18 protein-coding genes are annotated in these 18357 nt (G+C 39.7%); 17 read left to right on the top strand and 1 reads right to left on the bottom strand.

Features of this window, described 5'->3' with window-relative positions; all coding sequences use genetic code 11:
- Positions 1–3: 3 nt before the first annotated feature.
- From rsgA to LMOATCC19117_RS09305, 3 genes are all read left to right on the top strand, one after another.
- Entirely contained in the window at positions 4–879 is an 876-nt protein-coding gene (gene rsgA / locus LMOATCC19117_RS09315; protein WP_003728298.1) for a ribosome small subunit-dependent GTPase A, read from the top strand.
- Between the two features lie 2 nt (positions 880–881).
- Positions 882–1538, top strand: coding sequence for a ribulose-phosphate 3-epimerase (rpe, locus tag LMOATCC19117_RS09310; protein WP_003725651.1), 657 nt, complete (start codon positions 882–884; stop codon positions 1536–1538).
- Between the two features lie 63 nt (positions 1539–1601).
- Positions 1602–2246, top strand: coding sequence for a thiamine diphosphokinase (locus tag LMOATCC19117_RS09305; protein WP_003728299.1), 645 nt, complete (start codon positions 1602–1604; stop codon positions 2244–2246).
- 96 nt (positions 2247–2342) lie between these two features.
- Here LMOATCC19117_RS09305 and rpmB read toward each other — a convergent pair whose 3' ends face one another.
- On the bottom strand, positions 2343–2531 hold the full coding sequence (rpmB, locus tag LMOATCC19117_RS09300) for a 50S ribosomal protein L28 (protein WP_003720131.1): 189 nt from the start codon (positions 2529–2531) through the stop codon (positions 2343–2345).
- 298 nt (positions 2532–2829) lie between these two features.
- Between rpmB and LMOATCC19117_RS09295 the strand changes: the two genes are divergently transcribed.
- The 14 genes from LMOATCC19117_RS09295 to LMOATCC19117_RS09230 all read left to right on the top strand — a co-directional run bounded on the left by LMOATCC19117_RS09295 (position 2830) and on the right by LMOATCC19117_RS09230 (position 18356).
- A complete protein-coding gene (locus LMOATCC19117_RS09295; protein ID WP_003720130.1) occupies positions 2830–3195 on the top strand; it encodes an Asp23/Gls24 family envelope stress response protein in 366 nt (121 codons plus the stop codon).
- A gap of 14 nt (positions 3196–3209) precedes the next feature.
- Positions 3210–4868: a DAK2 domain-containing protein gene (locus LMOATCC19117_RS09290; RefSeq protein ID WP_003734791.1), complete on the top strand. Its 1659-nt coding sequence runs from the start codon at positions 3210–3212 to the stop codon at positions 4866–4868.
- 39 nt (positions 4869–4907) lie between these two features.
- Positions 4908–5570, top strand: a complete 663-nt coding sequence (gene sdaAB / locus LMOATCC19117_RS09285) for an L-serine ammonia-lyase, iron-sulfur-dependent subunit beta (RefSeq protein WP_003728301.1) — start codon at positions 4908–4910, stop codon at positions 5568–5570.
- Positions 5571–5705: 135 nt separating this feature from the next.
- Positions 5706–6596 (top strand): L-serine ammonia-lyase, iron-sulfur-dependent, subunit alpha, encoded by an 891-nt coding sequence (gene sdaAA / locus LMOATCC19117_RS09280; RefSeq protein ID WP_003728302.1) that lies wholly within the window; start codon positions 5706–5708, stop codon positions 6594–6596.
- Positions 6589–8637 carry an ATP-dependent DNA helicase RecG gene (gene recG / locus LMOATCC19117_RS09275; protein ID WP_003728303.1) on the top strand — a complete coding sequence of 683 codons (2049 nt, stop codon included), beginning with the start codon at positions 6589–6591 and terminating at the stop codon, positions 8635–8637. Before sdaAA ends, recG begins: the two co-directional genes overlap by 8 nt.
- A 181-nt stretch (positions 8638–8818) precedes the next feature.
- Complete coding sequence (gene fapR / locus LMOATCC19117_RS09270) at positions 8819–9388, top strand: transcription factor FapR (RefSeq protein ID WP_003723871.1); 570 nt, start codon at positions 8819–8821, stop codon at positions 9386–9388.
- Positions 9389–9408: 20 nt separating this feature from the next.
- Entirely contained in the window at positions 9409–10422 is a 1014-nt protein-coding gene (gene plsX, locus LMOATCC19117_RS09265; RefSeq protein ID WP_003723870.1) for a phosphate acyltransferase PlsX, read from the top strand.
- Positions 10415–11356 (top strand): ACP S-malonyltransferase, encoded by a 942-nt coding sequence (gene fabD / locus LMOATCC19117_RS09260; RefSeq protein ID WP_003729536.1) that lies wholly within the window; start codon positions 10415–10417, stop codon positions 11354–11356. The genes plsX and fabD overlap by 8 nt, the downstream gene beginning before the upstream one ends.
- Positions 11357–11359: 3 nt before the next feature.
- Positions 11360–12103 carry a 3-oxoacyl-[acyl-carrier-protein] reductase gene (fabG, locus tag LMOATCC19117_RS09255; RefSeq protein ID WP_003723867.1) on the top strand — a complete coding sequence of 248 codons (744 nt, stop codon included), beginning with the start codon at positions 11360–11362 and terminating at the stop codon, positions 12101–12103.
- Between the two features lie 106 nt (positions 12104–12209).
- Entirely contained in the window at positions 12210–12443 is a 234-nt protein-coding gene (locus tag LMOATCC19117_RS09250) for an acyl carrier protein (RefSeq protein ID WP_003723866.1), read from the top strand.
- 194 nt (positions 12444–12637) lie between these two features.
- A complete protein-coding gene (rnc, locus tag LMOATCC19117_RS09245) occupies positions 12638–13327 on the top strand; it encodes a ribonuclease III (protein ID WP_003726332.1) in 690 nt (229 codons plus the stop codon).
- Between the two features lie 22 nt (positions 13328–13349).
- Positions 13350–16910 carry a chromosome segregation protein SMC gene (gene smc, locus LMOATCC19117_RS09240; protein WP_003726331.1) on the top strand — a complete coding sequence of 1187 codons (3561 nt, stop codon included), beginning with the start codon at positions 13350–13352 and terminating at the stop codon, positions 16908–16910.
- Between the two features lie 14 nt (positions 16911–16924).
- The gene (ftsY, locus tag LMOATCC19117_RS09235; RefSeq protein ID WP_003726330.1) at positions 16925–17911 is read left to right on the top strand and encodes a signal recognition particle-docking protein FtsY; all 987 of its coding nucleotides are present in this window, start codon (positions 16925–16927) and stop codon (positions 17909–17911) included.
- 112 nt (positions 17912–18023) lie between these two features.
- Positions 18024–18356: a putative DNA-binding protein gene (locus LMOATCC19117_RS09230; protein WP_003728307.1), complete on the top strand. Its 333-nt coding sequence runs from the start codon at positions 18024–18026 to the stop codon at positions 18354–18356.
- Position 18357 lies beyond the last annotated feature (1 nt).

Genomic DNA, 18357 nt, shown 5'->3' with positions numbered 1-18357 from the left:
AATGTGCTGGAAGGACAAATTATCAAAGCGTTGAGCGGATTTTACTATGTATTTTCGGAAGGAAAAGTATATCAATGTCGAGCAAGAGGGAATTTTAGAAAACGAAATATTTCTCCACTTGTAGGCGATGATGTAGAATTTCAAATAGAAAATAAAACAGATGGTTACATTTTAGATGTAATGTCCCGGGAGAATGCCCTTGTGCGGCCTCCCGTGGCAAACATTGATATTGCAATTTTGGTGTTTTCGGCAGTAGAGCCGGATTTTTCCACGAATCTTGCGGATCGTTTTTTAGTAGCTATTGAGAAGGAAGATATCAAGCCAGTTATTTGCATTAGTAAAATGGACTTGGCATCAGAATCTGAAAAAGAACAGATTGCTGTTTACAAAGACATTTACGAAGCGATTGGTTATGATGTTTTTGTTACCAATGATGAACCGGATAAAGAAGCCATTAAAGACTATATTAGTGGGAAAACTGCAGTTATCGCTGGGCAATCTGGTGTAGGAAAGTCGACTCTCCTAAATAGCTTAAATAGTGATTTAACTTTAAAAACAGCAGAAATTTCGAACGCACTCGGTCGCGGAAAACATACAACGAGACACGTCGAACTAATGCCGATTGGCGATGGATTTGTCGCTGATACGCCTGGCTTTAGTTCAATCGAATGGGATGACTTGCAACCTGAAACATTACAATTTTGTTTTCCGGAAATGGAAGATCGTCGTAGTGGCTGTAAATTCCGAGGTTGCATGCATGACAATGAGCCGAATTGCGCTGTAAAAACAGCTGTTGAAGCAAATGAAATAGCAGAATTTCGCTACAAACACTATATCCAAATTTTACAAGAATTAAAAAACAGAAAGCCGAGGTATTAAGAATGGGAAAAATAGCTCCTTCGATTTTAAGTGCAGACTTTGCAAATCTTGCAAGAGATATTAAAGAAGTAGAAAATTGCGGTGCAGACTACATTCATATTGACGTTATGGACGGACATTTCGTTCCAAATATTACATTTGGTCCTGCTGTTGTTCAAGCCATTCGCCCAGAAACAAAACTACCACTTGATGTTCATTTAATGATTGAAAACCCGGATACATACATTCCAGAATTTGCAAAAGCGGGAGCAGACTACATTACGGTGCATGTCGAAGCTTGTACGCATCTTCATCGCACATTACAATTAATCCGTTCTTACGGTGTGAAAGCTGGCGCAGTGCTTAATCCAGCCACACCAATCGATGTTTTACAACACGTTTTAAATGAACTGGATATGGTTCTATTTATGACAGTAAATCCTGGTTTTGGCGGACAAAAATTCATTCCAGAAGTACTAGAAAAAATTAGTGCTTTCAAGAAAATAGTGGATGAAAAAGGCTTAGATATCGAAATTGAAGTAGATGGCGGCGTGGATCATGAAACAGCGAAATTATGCCGTGATGCTGGCGCAAATGTCTTTGTAGCTGGTAGTTACATTTATGGAAATAAAAATCGTCAAACACCAATTGATAAATTACGTGCCATTGTAGGCGAGTAAACTAATAGTAGGGCTGGGACCTCTGTTCCAGTCTTATTTGTTAGGGGAGAAGGGGACTCAAGTATGAAAATAATTAATATCATGGTTGGTGGACCTGCGTCCGAAATTCCTGATTTAGCACAATATACGAGCGCAGAGATTAGTTGGGTTGGCGTGGACCGCGGAGCAAAACGTTTGTTAGACCATGGAATTGTACCGACCGTTGCGATGGGAGATTTTGATTCACTCTCTAAAGAAGAACTGGCTCATTTGAAAACCAAAGTAGCAGATGTACACGAATTTCCTGCAGAAAAAGATGAAACAGATACGGAAATTGGATTAAGTTGGGCGATGGAGCAAAATCCAGATAAGATACGCATTTTTGGTGCAACAGGAGGCCGCTTAGACCATCTACTTGCGAATCTAATGATGTTGACCAAGCCGAAATTTTTAAGCGCTGTGCCAGTTGTAGAAATGATTGACCGTCATAACTACATCAAAATGTATATGCCAGGTAGCTACACTATTGAAAAACTACCTGATAAGAAATATGTCGCATTTACAACGATGAAAGACGTGACAGGACTGACACTAAAAGGATTCGCCTACCCGCTCGAAAATGCCACTTACCCAGTAGGTTCAGCTCTATCAAGTAATGAGTTTGTGGGACAAATGGGGGAATTTTCCTTTAAAAGTGGAATGATTTTATTAACACAAAGTAATGATTAACTAGAAATACAGGTGCACTCGGCCTGTATTTTTTTATTTTAAGGCAAAGAAAAAATGCACCGACATAATTGTCGCTGCACTTGATTTCTCCTTCAATTAAACGCGTTCCACTTTACCAGATTTAAGCGCACGAGCAGATACCCAAACTTTTTTAGGTTTGCCGTTAACCAGAATCCGTACTTTTTGCAAGTTAGCTTTCCAAGTACGTTTGCTGGAGTTCATTGCGTGGGAACGTTTGTTACCGGAACGTGATTTGCGGCCTGTAATAACACATTCTTTAGCCATAGTTTACCCCTCCTTACAGAGCTCTTCGGATAATTTATTTAAAATAACCTATCCATTTGTTTTTCATACACTAGAATAATTTATCATAAACAAGTATACTTTGCAAGAGGATATGCGAAAATAGTGCAAAGAATTTTTACTTGACAGCATAAAAGTAGCTTTAATCAGGCAAATGGAGGATATGCTTTCCAAAGGACCCTGATTATAGTAAAATAGGTAGGGACGACTTTATAATTAAATAAAAATCAATACTAAAAAATAATCGAACGAGAATATAATCCGTAGGGAGGAATATAGAATGGCAATTGAAATCGACACAAAGCTAGGCAAAATTGACATTACTAGTGATGTTATTGCAACAATCGCTGGTGGAGCTGCCGAAGAAAATTTTGGCATCGTTGGAATGGCAAGTAGACACCAAATTCGTGATGGTTTGACAGATATTTTAAGAAGAGAAAATTATACTAAAGGTGTTATAGTTAGACAAGAAGAAGAAGGTATTCATATTGACATGTATATCATTGTTAGCTTTGGAACAAAAATTTCCGAAGTTGCGCATAATGTTCAAGAACGCGTCAAATACACACTAGAAAAAACACTCGGTATTACAGTGGAATCAGTGAATATTTATGTTCAAGGTGTCCGAGTAATCAAGGAATCTTAAGGAGGATTATGTAAGTGAGTATATATCAGTTAGACTCAGAGAAATTTGCAGCAATGATAGCGCTTGGAGCAGAGAATTTAGCAAAAAATGCTGATTTTGTAGATTCATTGAATGTCTTCCCGGTTCCAGATGGTGACACGGGAACGAATATGAATCTATCGATGACAAGTGGAGCAGAAGAAGTTGCGAAAAATGACAAAGAAACAATTAGTGCCGTTGGAGCAAACTTGGCTAAAGGCTTACTAATGGGTGCCCGAGGGAACTCTGGTGTTATTTTATCCCAACTTTTCCGAGGATTTTCTAAAGCGATTGAAAATAAAGAAACGTTAAACGCGGAAGAATTTGCTGGTGCTTTCGTTAAAGGCGTGGAAACTGCCTACAAAGCTGTCATGAAGCCAGTCGAAGGAACCATCCTAACCGTAGCTCGTGAAGCCGCAAAAGCCGGAGTTGCAGCAGCAAGTGAACATCAAGATATCGAATTAGTAATGGAAGCAATTTTAAAACAAGGGAAAGTCGCATTAGAAAAAACACCAGATTTACTTCCAGTTTTAAAAGAAGTTGGTGTTGTCGATAGTGGTGGACAAGGTCTTATCATTATTTATGAAGGATTTTATGGCGCACTAACTGGCAAAATGGCTGAAGCTCCTGACTATATGGCATCTATGGGTGAGCTAATTAATGCCGAACATCATCGTCATGTGCAAGACTTTATGTCAACGGAAGATATTCATTTTGGTTACTGTACCGAAATTATCGTGAAAATCAACGAAAACAAACCCGGTCAAAAACCTTTTGACGAAGAACAGTTCCGTCAAGATTTAAGTAAACTGGGGGATTCTCTACTAGTAGCTGCGGACGATGAAGTAGTAAAAGTACATGTCCATGTGGAACATCCTGGTGAAGTACTAAACTACGGTCAGCAATACGGTAGTCTACTTAAAATGAAAGTGGAAAATATGCGCGAACAGCATACTGAGATTGTTGGTGATGACAAAGTGCCAGCAAAAGAAAAAGCGGCTTATGGTATTGTTACTGTTTCAGCTGGAGAAGGATTGAAGAAACTATTTGAGAGCATGGGAGTGTCTGTTGTTCTTTCAGGTGGTCAAACAATGAATCCAAGTACAGAAGATATCGTAAAAGCAATTGAATCAGCAAATGCAGAACAAGTTTTTGTTCTTCCAAATAATAAAAATATCCAAATGGCTGCGGAACAAGCGGCACAAATTCTAGGAGATGATAAAGTTCAAATCATCCCTACAAAAACAATTCCACAAGGACTTACTGCCGTTCTTTCATTCCAAGCAGATCAAGATTTCCTAGCTAATGCAGAAGCAATGAAAGCAGCAATTGAAGACGTAGCAAGTGGCCAAGTAACGACAGCTGTACGTGATACAACAGTAGAAGGTGTCGAAATCAAAAAAGACAGCTTCATCGGTATGGTTGAAGGCAAAATCAAAGTTAGTTGTGCAACATTAGAAGAAGCCGCTTACGAAACACTGGAAAAACTACTTGATGATGATAGCGAAATCATTACTATCATTGTTGGTGAAGATGCAGATACTTCAAAAGCAGAAACGCTTGCTGATAAAGTAACAGAAGCATTCCCTGATGTCGAAGTAGAAATTCACGAAGGCGACCAACCAGTTTATCCGTATATTTTTGCTGTAGAATAAAGACGCCTCTGTAAATGAATAGAAGAAAGGATGATTTTAGTGAAATTTAATAGCGTATTTGATATTATTGGTCCTGTAATGATTGGTCCGTCAAGTTCTCATACTGCCGGCGCTAGTCGTATTGGTGCCATTGCACGAGCTGTTTTTAATGAACAACCATCCCAAGTAGATATTCATTTATATGGTTCTTTTGCCAAAACCTATAAAGGTCATGGTACTGATGTAGCTTTGATTGGCGGATTGCTCGGCTTTGAGCCAGATGATCCGCGCATGAAAGAATCTCCGAAGCTTGCTGAAGAGTGGGGCATGCGCATTCAGTTTATCGAAGAAGTAGAAGAGCCACCTCATCCAAATACGGTAAAGCTAGTATTAAAACATGGTATGCAACAAATGACATTAATTGGTGCATCCATTGGTGGCGGAAAAGTAGAGATTATTCGCTTAAACGAATTTGAACTAGAATTTACTGGAACTGCTCCAGCTATCCTTATTTTACATCAAGACAAATTTGGCGCGATTGCTGCAGTATCTTCCGTGATTGCCGACCATAAAATCAATATCGGACAAATGAAAGTGTCCCGTAAAGTAAAAGGCGATGAAGCGTTAATGGTCATTGAAGTAGACCAACAAGTTGAACAAGCTTTAATTAGCAAAATTGCTGAATTACCAGGGATTTATCAAGTAGCAAGTGTCATGATTTAGTAGTTTTCTAGTAAATCGGTGGCTTTCGCTCGATTTGTGTAAAGCCAAATGTGCGTAAACAAAACGTGCATTTGGCTTTATTTTGAGTTGTAAATCAGGTATGTTGGTAAAGGGTAAAGAAAGTGAGTGTGGACAATGTTTAGAACTGTAGCAGAATTAGTAGATATCGCTGAACGCGAGAACCTAACTATTGCTGAAATTATGATCAAGCGTGAAATGAATATTTCTGGTTTACCGCGGGAAGAAATAACAGCTGCGATGGAACGGAATTTAGATATTATGGAAGAAGCTATTCGTGAAGGTGAGGCGGGAGTTACTTCTACAACTGGCTTAACAGGCGGAGATGCCGTCCTAATGCAAGACTATATCAAAAAAGGAAACTTCTTATCAGGCGAAGTGTTACTTGATTCTGTAGCAAAAGCAATTGCGACGAATGAAGTTAATGCTTCGATGGGCGTTATTTGCGCAACACCAACGGCAGGAAGCGCGGGGGTTGTGCCGGGCGTACTTTTTTCCTTAAAAGATCGTCTAGAAATGTCGCGTGAGGATATGGTGAACTTTTTATTCACAGCAGGTGCCTTTGGGTATGTTGTTGCGAATAATGCTTTTATAAGTGGAGCGGCTGGTGGCTGTCAGGCAGAAATTGGCTCAGCAAGTGCGATGGCTTCGGCGGCGATTGTAGCAGCAGCCGGTGGGACGCCAGAACAATCAGCACACGCGATGGCTATGACAATGAAAAATATGCTTGGACTTGTGTGTGATCCTGTAGCAGGGCTTGTAGAAGTTCCATGTGTTAAACGTAATGCCCTTGGTTCCTCGCAAGCAATTATTTCAGCAGATATGGCGCTCGCAGGTATTAAGAGCCGCATTCCATGTGATGAAGTAATTGAAGCAATGCACCGCGTAGGCTTACAAATGCCAAGCTCTTTAAGAGAAACGGCAGAAGGAGGATTGGCGGCTACACCGACTGGACGTGCAATTCAGCGGAAGATTTTTGGACTGTCGCCAGAAGATAAGCGTGAGTGAACTTAAACGAATCCCGACAACTGAAATCAAAGGAATTGGCGAAGAAACAGCGAAAACGTTAAAAGAGTTAGGTTTATCCACCGTGCATGATTTGCTTTGGAACTTCCCGTATCGCTATGAGGATTATCGGTTGCGGGATTTATCAGAAGTGGCGCATGAAGAACGGATTACCATTCAAGGCGAAGTCCTAACAGAGGCAACCGTTGCTTTCTACGGTCGCAAAAAATCCAAGCTCTCTTTCCGCGTCTCAACTGAAGGGCAAGTCATCAAAATCGATTTTTTCAACCAACCCTATTTAAAAAGTAAAATAAGTGTTGGCGAAACAGTGACAATCTCTGGCAAATGGGATAAGAGCCGCGCCCAAGTTACAGCCAGCAAAATAAAAATAGGCGCTGTCGAAAGTGAAGAAGAACTAGAAGGCGTTTACCGTCTAAAAGGAACGCTACGCAATAAAACAATGCAAAAATATACGAGACTTGCTTTTGATAGTTATAGTCAAGATATAGAAGAAGTTATTCCAAGCAATTTATTAGAAAAGTATCAATTAATGGATCGCCTAGAAGCAGTGCGCATTCTGCATTTTCCTAAAAATAATGAGGAATTGAAACAAGCTAGGCGCCGAATGGTCTACGAAGAATTCTTGTTATTCCAATTGAAAATGCAGTTTTTCCGTAAAATTGAACGCGAGAAATCAGGTGGAATTTCGATTAATTACGATGTAGAAGATTTGCGCCATTACATTGATTCCTTGCCATTTCCACTAACAAAAGCACAAAAACGAGTAGTCAATGAAATTTGCGGTGATATGTTATCACACTTTCATATGAATCGTTTGCTACAAGGAGACGTGGGATCGGGTAAAACAGTTGTAGCATCTATTGCCATGTATGCAGCTGCCAAAAGTGGCTTCCAAAGCGCACTCATGGTGCCAACCGAAATTTTAGCCGAGCAACATGCGAATTCCTTAGTAGAGCTGTTGCAACCTTTTGATATTACAGTTGGCTTACTAACGAGTAGTGTGAAAGGCAAACAGCGCAGAGAATTACTAGCAATGCTTGAAAATGGCTCCATTGATGTTTTAATCGGAACGCATGCATTAATTCAAGACGAAGTAATTTATCATCGCCTAGGTTTAGTTATTACTGACGAGCAACATCGATTTGGCGTAGCGCAGCGTCGTGTTCTTCGTGAAAAAGGGGAATATCCGGATGTTTTATTTATGACCGCAACCCCAATTCCTAGAACGCTTGCCATTACAGCATTTGGCGAAATGGATGTATCGATTATCGATGAACTCCCAGCTGGTCGAAAAGAAATTGAAACTTACTGGGTAAAACATCAAATGCTTGATCGCGTTATCGGTTTTATGGAAAAAGAAATCGACAAAGGCCACCAAGTCTACATCATTTGTCCGCTAATTGAAGAATCTGAAAAACTAGATGTGCAAAATGCGATAGACGTTTTCAACATTCTACAAAATAAATGGGGCACTAAATATATTCCAGGTCTAATGCACGGTAAACTATTACCAGCAGATAAAGAGCAAATTATGCGCGACTTTAATAATAAAAAAATTGATTGCCTTGTTTCGACCACAGTAGTGGAAGTTGGTGTAAACGTGCCAAACGCTACCATGATGGTCATTTACGATGCCGACCGTTTTGGTTTAGCGCAGTTGCATCAACTTCGGGGCCGAGTTGGGCGCGGAGCAGATCAGTCTTACTGTATTTTAATTGCTGACCCAAAAACCGAAGTCGGCAAAGAACGTATGATGATTATGTCAGAAACAAACGATGGCTTCGTTGTCAGCGAACGCGACCTAGAACTTCGTGGCCCAGGAGATTTCTTCGGCAGAAAACAAAGTGGTGTTCCAGAATTCAAAGTAGCAGATATGGTTCACGATTACCGGGTACTGGAGATCGCCCGCCAAGATGCCGTTCACATGATCTTTGAAGAAGATATGTTAGAGAACAAAAACTACGAAAAATTAGTAGCACTTCTGGAGGAAGAAGGCGTCTTCACGGAGCAAAAACTAGATTAAACCTATGTAACAATCTTTAAAAAAACTTGCAACTTGGCTTGATTTTTAATAACATATTAAAGTACCAATAAATACAAAGGAAGTTCTGAATGTTATCCGACAGAGGTAACTTCCTTTTTTTACCTACTGTTTAGTAGCTGGTATTAATACCTTTCACAAAAAAAGAGATGAGGATACGTGCATGAAAAAATATTCTAAAAAGGATCGTCAAATGAAACTTCAAGTTGCGATTGAAGAAAATCCTTTCATAACAGATGAGCAGCTTGCAGAAAAATTTGGGGTCAGTGTGCAAACTATTCGTCTAGATAGAGTAGCACTTTCCATCCCCGAACTCAGAGAGCGAATCAAACATGTTGCGAGTGTCAATTATGCCGATGCAGTAAAAAGCCTTCCCATCGATGAAGTGATTGGTGAAATTATTGATATTCAACTTAGCAAGAGCGCTATTTCGATTTTTGATGTGCGTAGTGAGCATGTTTTTAAACGAAATAAAATCGCTCGTGGGCATCATTTGTTTGCCCAAGCTAATTCCTTAGCAACCGCCGTCATCCCAAATGAAATAGCTCTAACAACACAAGCAACCGTTCGCTTTGTTCGTTCTGTAAACGAAGGAGAACGCATCATCGCAAAAGCAAAAGTACGTCCGGCAACAGACAACAGAGCTATTACAATCGTAGACGTGAAAAGCTATGTTGGAGATGAAATTGTACTTAAAGGCAAATTTGAAATGTATCACGCAACGCAAAAATGAAAATAAAGGACTGACGTATAATGAAAATTGCTGTAGATGCGATGGGTGGAGATCATGCACCAAAAGAAATTGTTTTAGGTGTGATGAAAGCTGTGGCCCAATATAAAGATGTTGAAATTCTTCTTTTTGGAGATGAAACAAAAATAAATGAATATTTAACTGATAAAACCCGCGTAAAAATTATACATACCGATGAAAAAATTGAAAGTGATGACGAACCAGTTCGCGCTGTAAAACGGAAGAAAAAAGCTTCTATGGTACTTGCTGCCCAAGCGGTAAAAGACGGAGAAGCAGATGCTTGTATTTCAGCTGGAAACACAGGGGCTTTAATGTCTACTGGATTGTTTGTTATTGGCCGTATTAAAGGGATTGACCGTCCAGCACTTGCACCAACACTACCAACCGTGACAGGAAAAGGCTTTGTTATGCTTGATTTAGGAGCAAATGCGGAAGCAAAACCAGAACATTTATTACAATTTGGTTTAATGGGCTCGGTTTACGCAGAAAAAGTGCGTAAAATTGATCGTCCTCGCGTAGCGCTTTTAAACATTGGAACAGAAGAAACAAAAGGAAATGATTTAACAAAAAAATCATTCGAACTTATGAAAAATCAAGACGCTTACGAATTTATCGGCAACATCGAAGCGCGTGATTTATTAATGGATGTAGCAGATGTTGTTGTAACCGACGGATTTACTGGTAATATGGTACTTAAGTCCATCGAAGGAACAGGCGCCGCTTTCCTAAGTATGCTAAAAATGAGTTTGCTTAATGGCTTTAAAAATAAAGTTGCAGCAAGCTTCTTGAAAAAAGATTTAATGGCTTTAAAAGCAAAAATGGATTATAGCGAATATGGCGGTGCTTGTTTGTTCGGTGTTCAAGCTCCAGTTGTAAAAGCCCACGGTTCATCCAATGCGAATGGTATTTTCACCACAATCCGTCAAGTACGTGAAATGGTTGAAAAACAAGTGGTCGAAACAATTAAAGCAGAAGTAGACAAAGTAAAAGTAGGAGGAACAGAATCTAATGACTAAAATTGCATTTGTATTTCCCGGTCAAGGAGCACAAAAAATTGGCATGGGACAAGATGTAGCAGCAGAATATCCTGAAGCAAAAAAAATCTATGATGATGCTGACGAAAGACTCGGGTTTTCAATCACAGAAATTATTACAGAAGGTCCAATTGAATTATTAACGAAATCCGAAAACGCACAACCAGCTTTAGTTTCCACAAGTGTTGCTATTTTACGCGCTTTAGAAACATATGGTGTGAAAGCTGATTACGTAGCGGGACATAGCCTTGGTGAATATAGTGCGCTTGTTGCTGGCGGATTTTTAGAAGCAAGTGATGCGATTTACCTTGTACGTAAGCGCGGTGAATTAATGGAAGCAGCTGTACCAAATGGTGCTGGCGCAATGGCTGCAGTTCTTGGTGTAGACCGGGAAACATTAAAAACAATCACCGAAGAAGTAACTAAAGAAGGCGATGCAGTACAACTTGCTAACCTTAACTGCCCAGGACAAATCGTTATTTCTGGAACAACAGCTGGCGTTGAAAAAGCAGGCGAAAAAGCAAAAGAAAGTGGCGCAAAACGCGTATTACCACTTGCTGTTAGCGGACCTTTCCACTCTAGCTTAATGGAACCAGCCGCACTTGCTTTCCGTGATGTTTTAGCAGAGGTTAAAATTTCAGATGGTCAGATTCCAGTGGTTAATAACGTGGACGCTAAAGAAACTACGGATAAATCCGAAATTAGCGATAAACTAATCAAGCAAATCTATTCTCCAGTATTATGGGAAGATATCGTCGAAGAATTAATTAAAAACGGCGTAGATACGTTTGTCGAAATTGGTTCTGGAAAAGTCTTAGCAGGTTTAATTAAAAAAATTAATCGTGATGTAACTGTACTGTCAGCAGGTGACGCTGAATCAGTGAAAAGCGTTGCAGCGACATTGAAAGGAGAATAATTAATGACTTTACAAGGAAAAGTAGCAGTAGTAACAGGTGGATCACGCGGAATTGGACGTGACATTGCCATTAAATTAGCCAAAGAAGGCGCAAATATTTTCTTCAATTACAATGGTAGCCCAGAAGCTGCAGAAGAAACAGCAAAACTCGTTGCTGAACATGGTGTTGAAGTAGAAGCAATGAAAGCAAACGTAGCCATTGCTGAAGATGTAGATGCCTTTTTCAAACAAGCAATCGAACGCTTTGGTCGTGTGGACATTCTTGTGAATAATGCGGGAATTACACGTGATAACTTATTAATGCGTATGAAAGAAGACGAATGGGATGACGTAATTAATATCAACCTAAAAGGAACTTTCCTTTGTACAAAAGCAGTAAGCCGTACAATGATGAAACAACGCGCAGGTAAAATTATCAACATGGCATCTGTTGTTGGTTTGATTGGTAATGCAGGTCAAGCAAATTACGTAGCAAGTAAAGCGGGCGTTATCGGTTTAACAAAAACAACTGCTCGAGAACTTGCGCCCCGTGGTATTAACGTAAATGCTGTTGCTCCTGGTTTCATTACAACAGATATGACCGACAAATTAGATGAAAAAACAAAAGAAGCAATGTTAGCGCAAATTCCGCTTGGTGCTTATGGAACAACGGAAGATATTGCAAATGCAGTTCTTTTCCTAGCGAGCGATGCTTCGAAGTATATTACTGGTCAAACACTATCTGTTGATGGCGGAATGGTGATGTAAAATTGGTTAATGAATGCGAATTTAATTGGCTCGCATTACTTTAAATATTTTTGTTTACGTAGGAGAAATAATCCTATATAATACTTGGAGGGAGGTGAAGTGAAAAATGGCAGAAGTATTAGAAAAAGTTACAAAAATCATCGTCGACCGTTTAGGTGTCGAGGAATCCAAAGTAACTTTAGAAGCTTCCTTCAAAGAAGATCTAGGTGCAGATTCTCTAGATGTTGTTGAATTAGTAATGGAACTTGAAGACGAGTTCGGAGTTGAAATCTCTGATGGCGACGCTGAAAACATTAACACAGTTGGTGATGCAGTGAAGTACATAGAGGCGAACGCATAAAACTTTATGTGACCGGATAAATGAGGGTGCCCGTGTTACTTATCTTTGCTGTGGTAACTTCCGCACGCGAGACAAGTAGCGCAGGTGGCCTCTTTTTCAAGGTCACGAGATTTTGTTGGTTCATTTTCTAAGCAGCTTTTTGCTAGTGGCTGTTTAGAAAATGAACTTGCTTATTAAAGAGAGGAGCAAGTGAAATGAATCAATGGGAAGAGTTACAAGAAAGCGTTGGATTCGATTTTAAAGATGTTGAATTATTAAAACAAGCATTCACACATTCCTCATATGTGAACGAACACCGCCGGGAAAATGTGAAAGATAATGAACGCTTAGAATTTCTTGGTGATGCAGTCCTTGAACTCACTGTATCGAATTATCTATTTAACAAATATCCAGATATGGCAGAAGGACACATGACAAAAATGCGCGCAGCAATTGTTTGTGAGCCTTCTTTAGTCGAGTTTGCAGAAGCAGTACATTTTTCTAAATACGTACGACTTGGTAAAGGGGAAGAAAAAGCCGGTGGAAGAACTCGTCCGGCACTTCTGGCGGATGTATTTGAATCTTTTATCGGCGCGCTTTATTTAGATAATGGGATTGACAAAGTTGTGACATTTTTAGAACGTGTTATTTTTCCAAAAATTGATGCAGGGGCATATCTACAAACAGTGGATTATAAAACGCAACTGCAAGAAATTGTTCAACGGGACCGTGATGTCTTGATCGAATATGATATCCTTGGCGAAACAGGACCAGCGCACAATAAAGCATTCGATGCCCAAGTAATTGTTAACGGACAAGTACTCGGAAAAGGCAGCGGCAGAACAAAAAAACAAGCAGAACAAAGTGCGGCACAATTTGCTATAAACCAACTAACACACAGATAAACAAAAATGGAGGTGTCCGGACATGTTATTAAAACGATTAGAAATGAATGGCTTTAAATCCTTTGCTGACAAAGTTGCGATAGATTTCGTGCCCGGCATGACTGCAGTTGTAGGGCCAAATGGCAGCGGGAAAAGTAATATTACAGAAGCAATCCGCTGGGTACTTGGTGAGCAGTCCGCTAAATCGCTCCGTGGTGGCCGAATGGGTGATGTTATTTTTGCTGGAAGTGATACACGGAAACCAATTAATTTTGCGGAAGTGTCACTTATCCTCGAAAATGAAGACCATTTTTTACCACTTGATTATAGCGAAGTAGCTGTTACTAGACGTATTTACCGTAATGGTGATAGCGAGTTTTTAATTAATAAAGAAAATTGTCGACTGAAAGATATTGTCGATTTATTTATGGACTCTGGACTTGGAAGAGAGTCTTTTTCGATTATTTCGCAAGGGAAAATCGATGAAATTCTGAACAGTAAACCAGAAGAACGTCGCTCGATTTTTGAAGAAGCAGCCGGCGTATTAAAATATAAACACCGTAAAAAACAAGCAGAAAATAAATTATTTGAAACCGAAGAAAATTTAAACCGAGTACAAGATATTTTATACGAATTAGAAGGACAACTGGAGCCGCTTGAAATGCAAGCTTCTATTGCGAAAGATTATTTATTCCAACAAGAAGAACTAGAAAAATACGAAGTGACTTTACTCGCGAGCGAAATCAGTTCCTTAACAGAAAAACTAGCCGAAGTTCGTAAAGAATTTGGTGAAAATCAAACGGTTTTAATTAAGCTACGCGAAGAATTACATGCCGAAGAAGCGGTTATTTCACGCGAAAAACATGCACTGAATGAAACAGATATTGCGCTTGATAATTTACAAGAACGTCTTTTAGTTGAAACGGAAAAACTGGAACAACTAGAAGGAGAGCGAAATCTCCAATTAGAACGTAAAAAGCACAGTAGCGAAAATGAACAAGTTTACGCAGAAACACTGGCGGCAATTACGGAAAAAATTACTGCCTTGGAAGAGCAAAAAGAAGTTCTAAGTAGCTCAAAACTCGAAAAAGAAACAGCACTTGAAATTGCGGTCAAAGCGAAAAAAGAGCTAGAAGTAACACTTGCCAAATACGATGATTTATCCGAAGAAGCAATCGAAAACCGCAAAAGTGATTATATTGATCTGCGCCACACGCAAACGACAATTAATAATGATTTAGGTTATATTGAGCGCCAAATCGGTCAGATCACGAGTCGAATTGACAAGTTAGATTTAGAAAATAGCCATCATATCGATGATAGAAAAGATATGCTCGCTCAAATAGAAACAACCAAAACACATTTAACAAAAATCCAAAGTGAGCTTACGGAACAAATGGAAATTTACCGTGAAGTACAGCAAACTTTAGCGAAACAAGAAGCTGTTTTTGGAACGCAAGAACGTGCGCTTTATAAACATTATGAAACAGTGCAACAAATGAAATCGCGGAAGGAAACATTAGAGGAGTTGGCGGATGATTATGCTGGCTTTTTCCAAGGTGTCCGGGAAGTCTTAAAAGCGAAAAAAGAAATTCCAGGGATTTTAGGTGCGTTAGTAGAACTCGTAGAAATACCCGCGAAGTACCAACAAGCCATGGAAACAGCGCTTGGGGCAAGTGCGCAGAACGTTGTCGTAGAAGATGACCGCGTTGCTCGTGAAGCCATCAGTTTCTTGAAGAAAACGAAAAGTGGCCGCGCAACTTTCTTACCACTTTCGACTATTCAACCTCGCGAACTTCCAGCTGCAACGAAAAACGCTTTAAGCAACCAACCTGCTTTTATCGCACTTGCAAGTGAAGTCATTTCTTTTGATGAAAAAGTTTCTCCGGTTATTTTGAATGCTCTAGGGACAACGATTTTGGCGAAAGATTTAAAAGGGGCGAATACGCTCGCTCGCTTAGTCAACTTTAGGTATCGCATTGTGACACTAGAAGGTGACGTCGTGAATGCCGGTGGTTCGATGACTGGTGGAGCAACCAAAGGCGGAAAATCGTCTATTTTAACGAGAAAACATGAGTTAGGCCAATTAGCAGAGAAAATTACCGAGTTAAACGAAGCCACTCGTGAAATGGAATCTGCGGTTCAACTAGCTAAAGATAGCATGGCGAAAAAACGTGAAGAACTCGAAGAAACACGAGGAATCGGTGAAAATTTACGTTTACAAGAAAAAGAATTACTTGGAAAACTAGACCGAGAAACTGAGAATCTAGAGCGCTTCAATAAACAACTACAACTATACGATATTGAAAAAGCAGACGGTAGCGAAGAATTAAACAAACTACTGGAGCGAAAAGAAACTTTACTACATGAACAAGTCGAAATCGCAAAACAAATCGAAGCAACCGATGAAGAAATCAAAGCGATGACAAGTTCAAGCAAAGCACTAGAAAGCAAACGTGCAGCAGATTTAGAAAGTCTGTCATCCTTAAAAGCGCAAATCGCCGCTAAACGAGAGCAACTTCAATCTGCTACAGAAGCCGTCGAGCGAGTAACGACAACGCTACATGAAAATTACGAACAAAAAGAAGCGGCTGAACAAAAACTAGCTTCCTTAAAAACCAACTTAACTAGCGTTCATACAAGCGAAGAATCAGCTAGAAAATCCATTGAAGAACTGCGCAAAGATAAGGCTGAAACAAGCGAAAAACTTGCGCAAACAAGACAAACTCGTGCTGAACTACAAGAAAAATTAGAACTATTAGAAGCCGAATTAACACAAAAAAATAATCAAATCAGTTTTTACGTGGAGCAAAAAAATAATGCAGAAATAAGCATCGGTCGTTTAGAAGTAGATATTAATAACCGAATTGATCGTTTGCAAGAAGCTTACTTACTAACACCAGAGCAAGCCGAAGAAAAAATCTTGCCAGAAGTAAATACCGAACAAGCTCGTTCGAAAGTTCGTTTATTAAAACGTTCTATCGATGAATTAGGTATCGTCAATATTGGTGCCATCGAAGAATTTGAGCGTATCCAAGAACGTTTTGACTTCCTAAACAGGCAACAAGCGGACTTACTTGCCGCAAAAGAAACCCTTTTTAAAGTCATGGACGAAATGGACGAAGAAATGAAAATTCGTTTTAGTGAAAGTTTTGAAGCAATTAAAACCGAATTTGCGATTGTTTTCCCTGAGCTATTTGGTGGAGGTAGCGCGGAACTGGTGCTCCTTGATCCAGAAAATCTTCTAACAACCGGGATTGATATCGTCGTTCAACCACCTGGGAAAAAATTACAAAACCTATCGCTTCGTTCTGGCGGAGAACGTGCGCTAACGGCGATTGCATTATTATTTGCTATCATTCGCGTTCGCCCAGTACCATTCTGTATTTTGGATGAAGTAGAGGCGGCTTTAGATGAAGCCAATGTTACACGATTCAGCCGTTACTTAAAGCAATTCGAGTCCGGCACGCAGTTCATCGTTATCACACATCGTAAAGGAACAATGGAAGAAGCCGACGTATTATACGGCGTCACCATGCAAGAGTCCGGCGTCTCCAAACTAGTATCAGTTCGTTTAGAAGAAACAGCTGAACTCATTAAATAAAAGGAGTAAACAAAATGACCTTTTTTAAAAAATTAAAAGATAAAATAACTCAGCAAACTGATTCTGTTTCTGGAAAATTTAAAGATGGCTTATCCAAAACACGCGGCAACTTTTCCGGAAAAATTAACGAAATGGTTGCTCGCTATCGTAAAGTCGACGAAGATTTCTTTGAAGAACTAGAAGAAATCCTTATCGGAGCAGACGTTGGTTTTGAAACTGTCATGGAACTAGTCGATACGCTACGCCGTGAAGTTCAACTTAGAAACATCAGTGATCCAAAAGACGTACAAGAAGTGATAGTCGAAAAATTAGTCGAGATTTACCAAGGAGACGAAAAAGAAGACGAAGCACTTCATATCGAAGAAGACGGGCTAACCGTTATCTTGTTTGTTGGTGTGAATGGGGTTGGTAAAACAACCTCCATCGGAAAAATGGCTCATCGCTTTAAACAAGAAGGTAAAAAAGTGATGTTAGCTGCTGGCGATACATTCCGTGCTGGTGCCATTGATCAATTAGAAGTCTGGGGCGAGCGTACCGGCGTCGATGTTATTAAACAAGCCGAGGGAAGCGACCCTGCAGCGGTGATGTTTGATGCCGTTCAAGCAGCAAAAGCACGCAAAGCGGACGTTTTACTTTGCGATACAGCTGGCCGTTTACAAAACAAAGTCAATCTAATGAACGAATTAGAAAAAGTAAAACGTGTCATTACGCGTGAAATTCCTAATGCGCCGCACGAAGTTTTACTAGTACTTGATGCTACAACTGGCCAAAATGCTTTCGTTCAAGCAAAACAATTTAAAGAAACAACCGACGTAACAGGCATTATCCTCACAAAACTGGACGGAACTGCCAAGGGTGGTATTGTTATCGCCATTCGCAATGAACTAGATATTCCAGTGAAATTCGTCGGTCTTGGGGAACAAATGGACGACCTACAAGCCTTTGATGCAAATGAATATGTGTATGGCTTATTTGCTGATATGGTTGATAACGAAAAATAATCAGAGAAAGCCGAATGATTCTCGTCATTCTGGCTTTTTTCTCTTTTGTTTAACCTTCCTTGACATTCCCGCGATTTCCCCGTATCCTTTAAAAGGAGAGAGGTGAAATGCCTTGTTTGAGAAGACAAACCGTATGAATTTATTATTTGATTTTTACCAGGAATTACTAACAACAAAACAAAAAGCCTATGTTTCTTTTTATTATCTAGATGATTACTCGCTAGGCGAAATTGCTGAAGAATTTGAAGTGAGTAGACAAGCCATTTATGATAATATTAAAAGAACCGAAGAAAGCCTAGAAAAATACGAAGAAAAACTAGGGATGCTAAAAAAATACCAACAACGAGAAAAACTTTTTAGTCAATTAGAAGCACAATTAACCAAGAAGAATTTTCTGGACGAGCAAGTGAAAGATACGCTCGAACAGCTTAAAAATATCGATTAGG

Source organism: Listeria monocytogenes ATCC 19117 (assembly GCF_000307025.1).
Lineage (GTDB): Bacteria > Bacillota > Bacilli > Lactobacillales > Listeriaceae > Listeria > Listeria monocytogenes_B.
The sequence above is the reverse complement of the archived record's forward strand: the minus strand, read 5'-3'. Positions and strand labels throughout refer to the sequence as shown.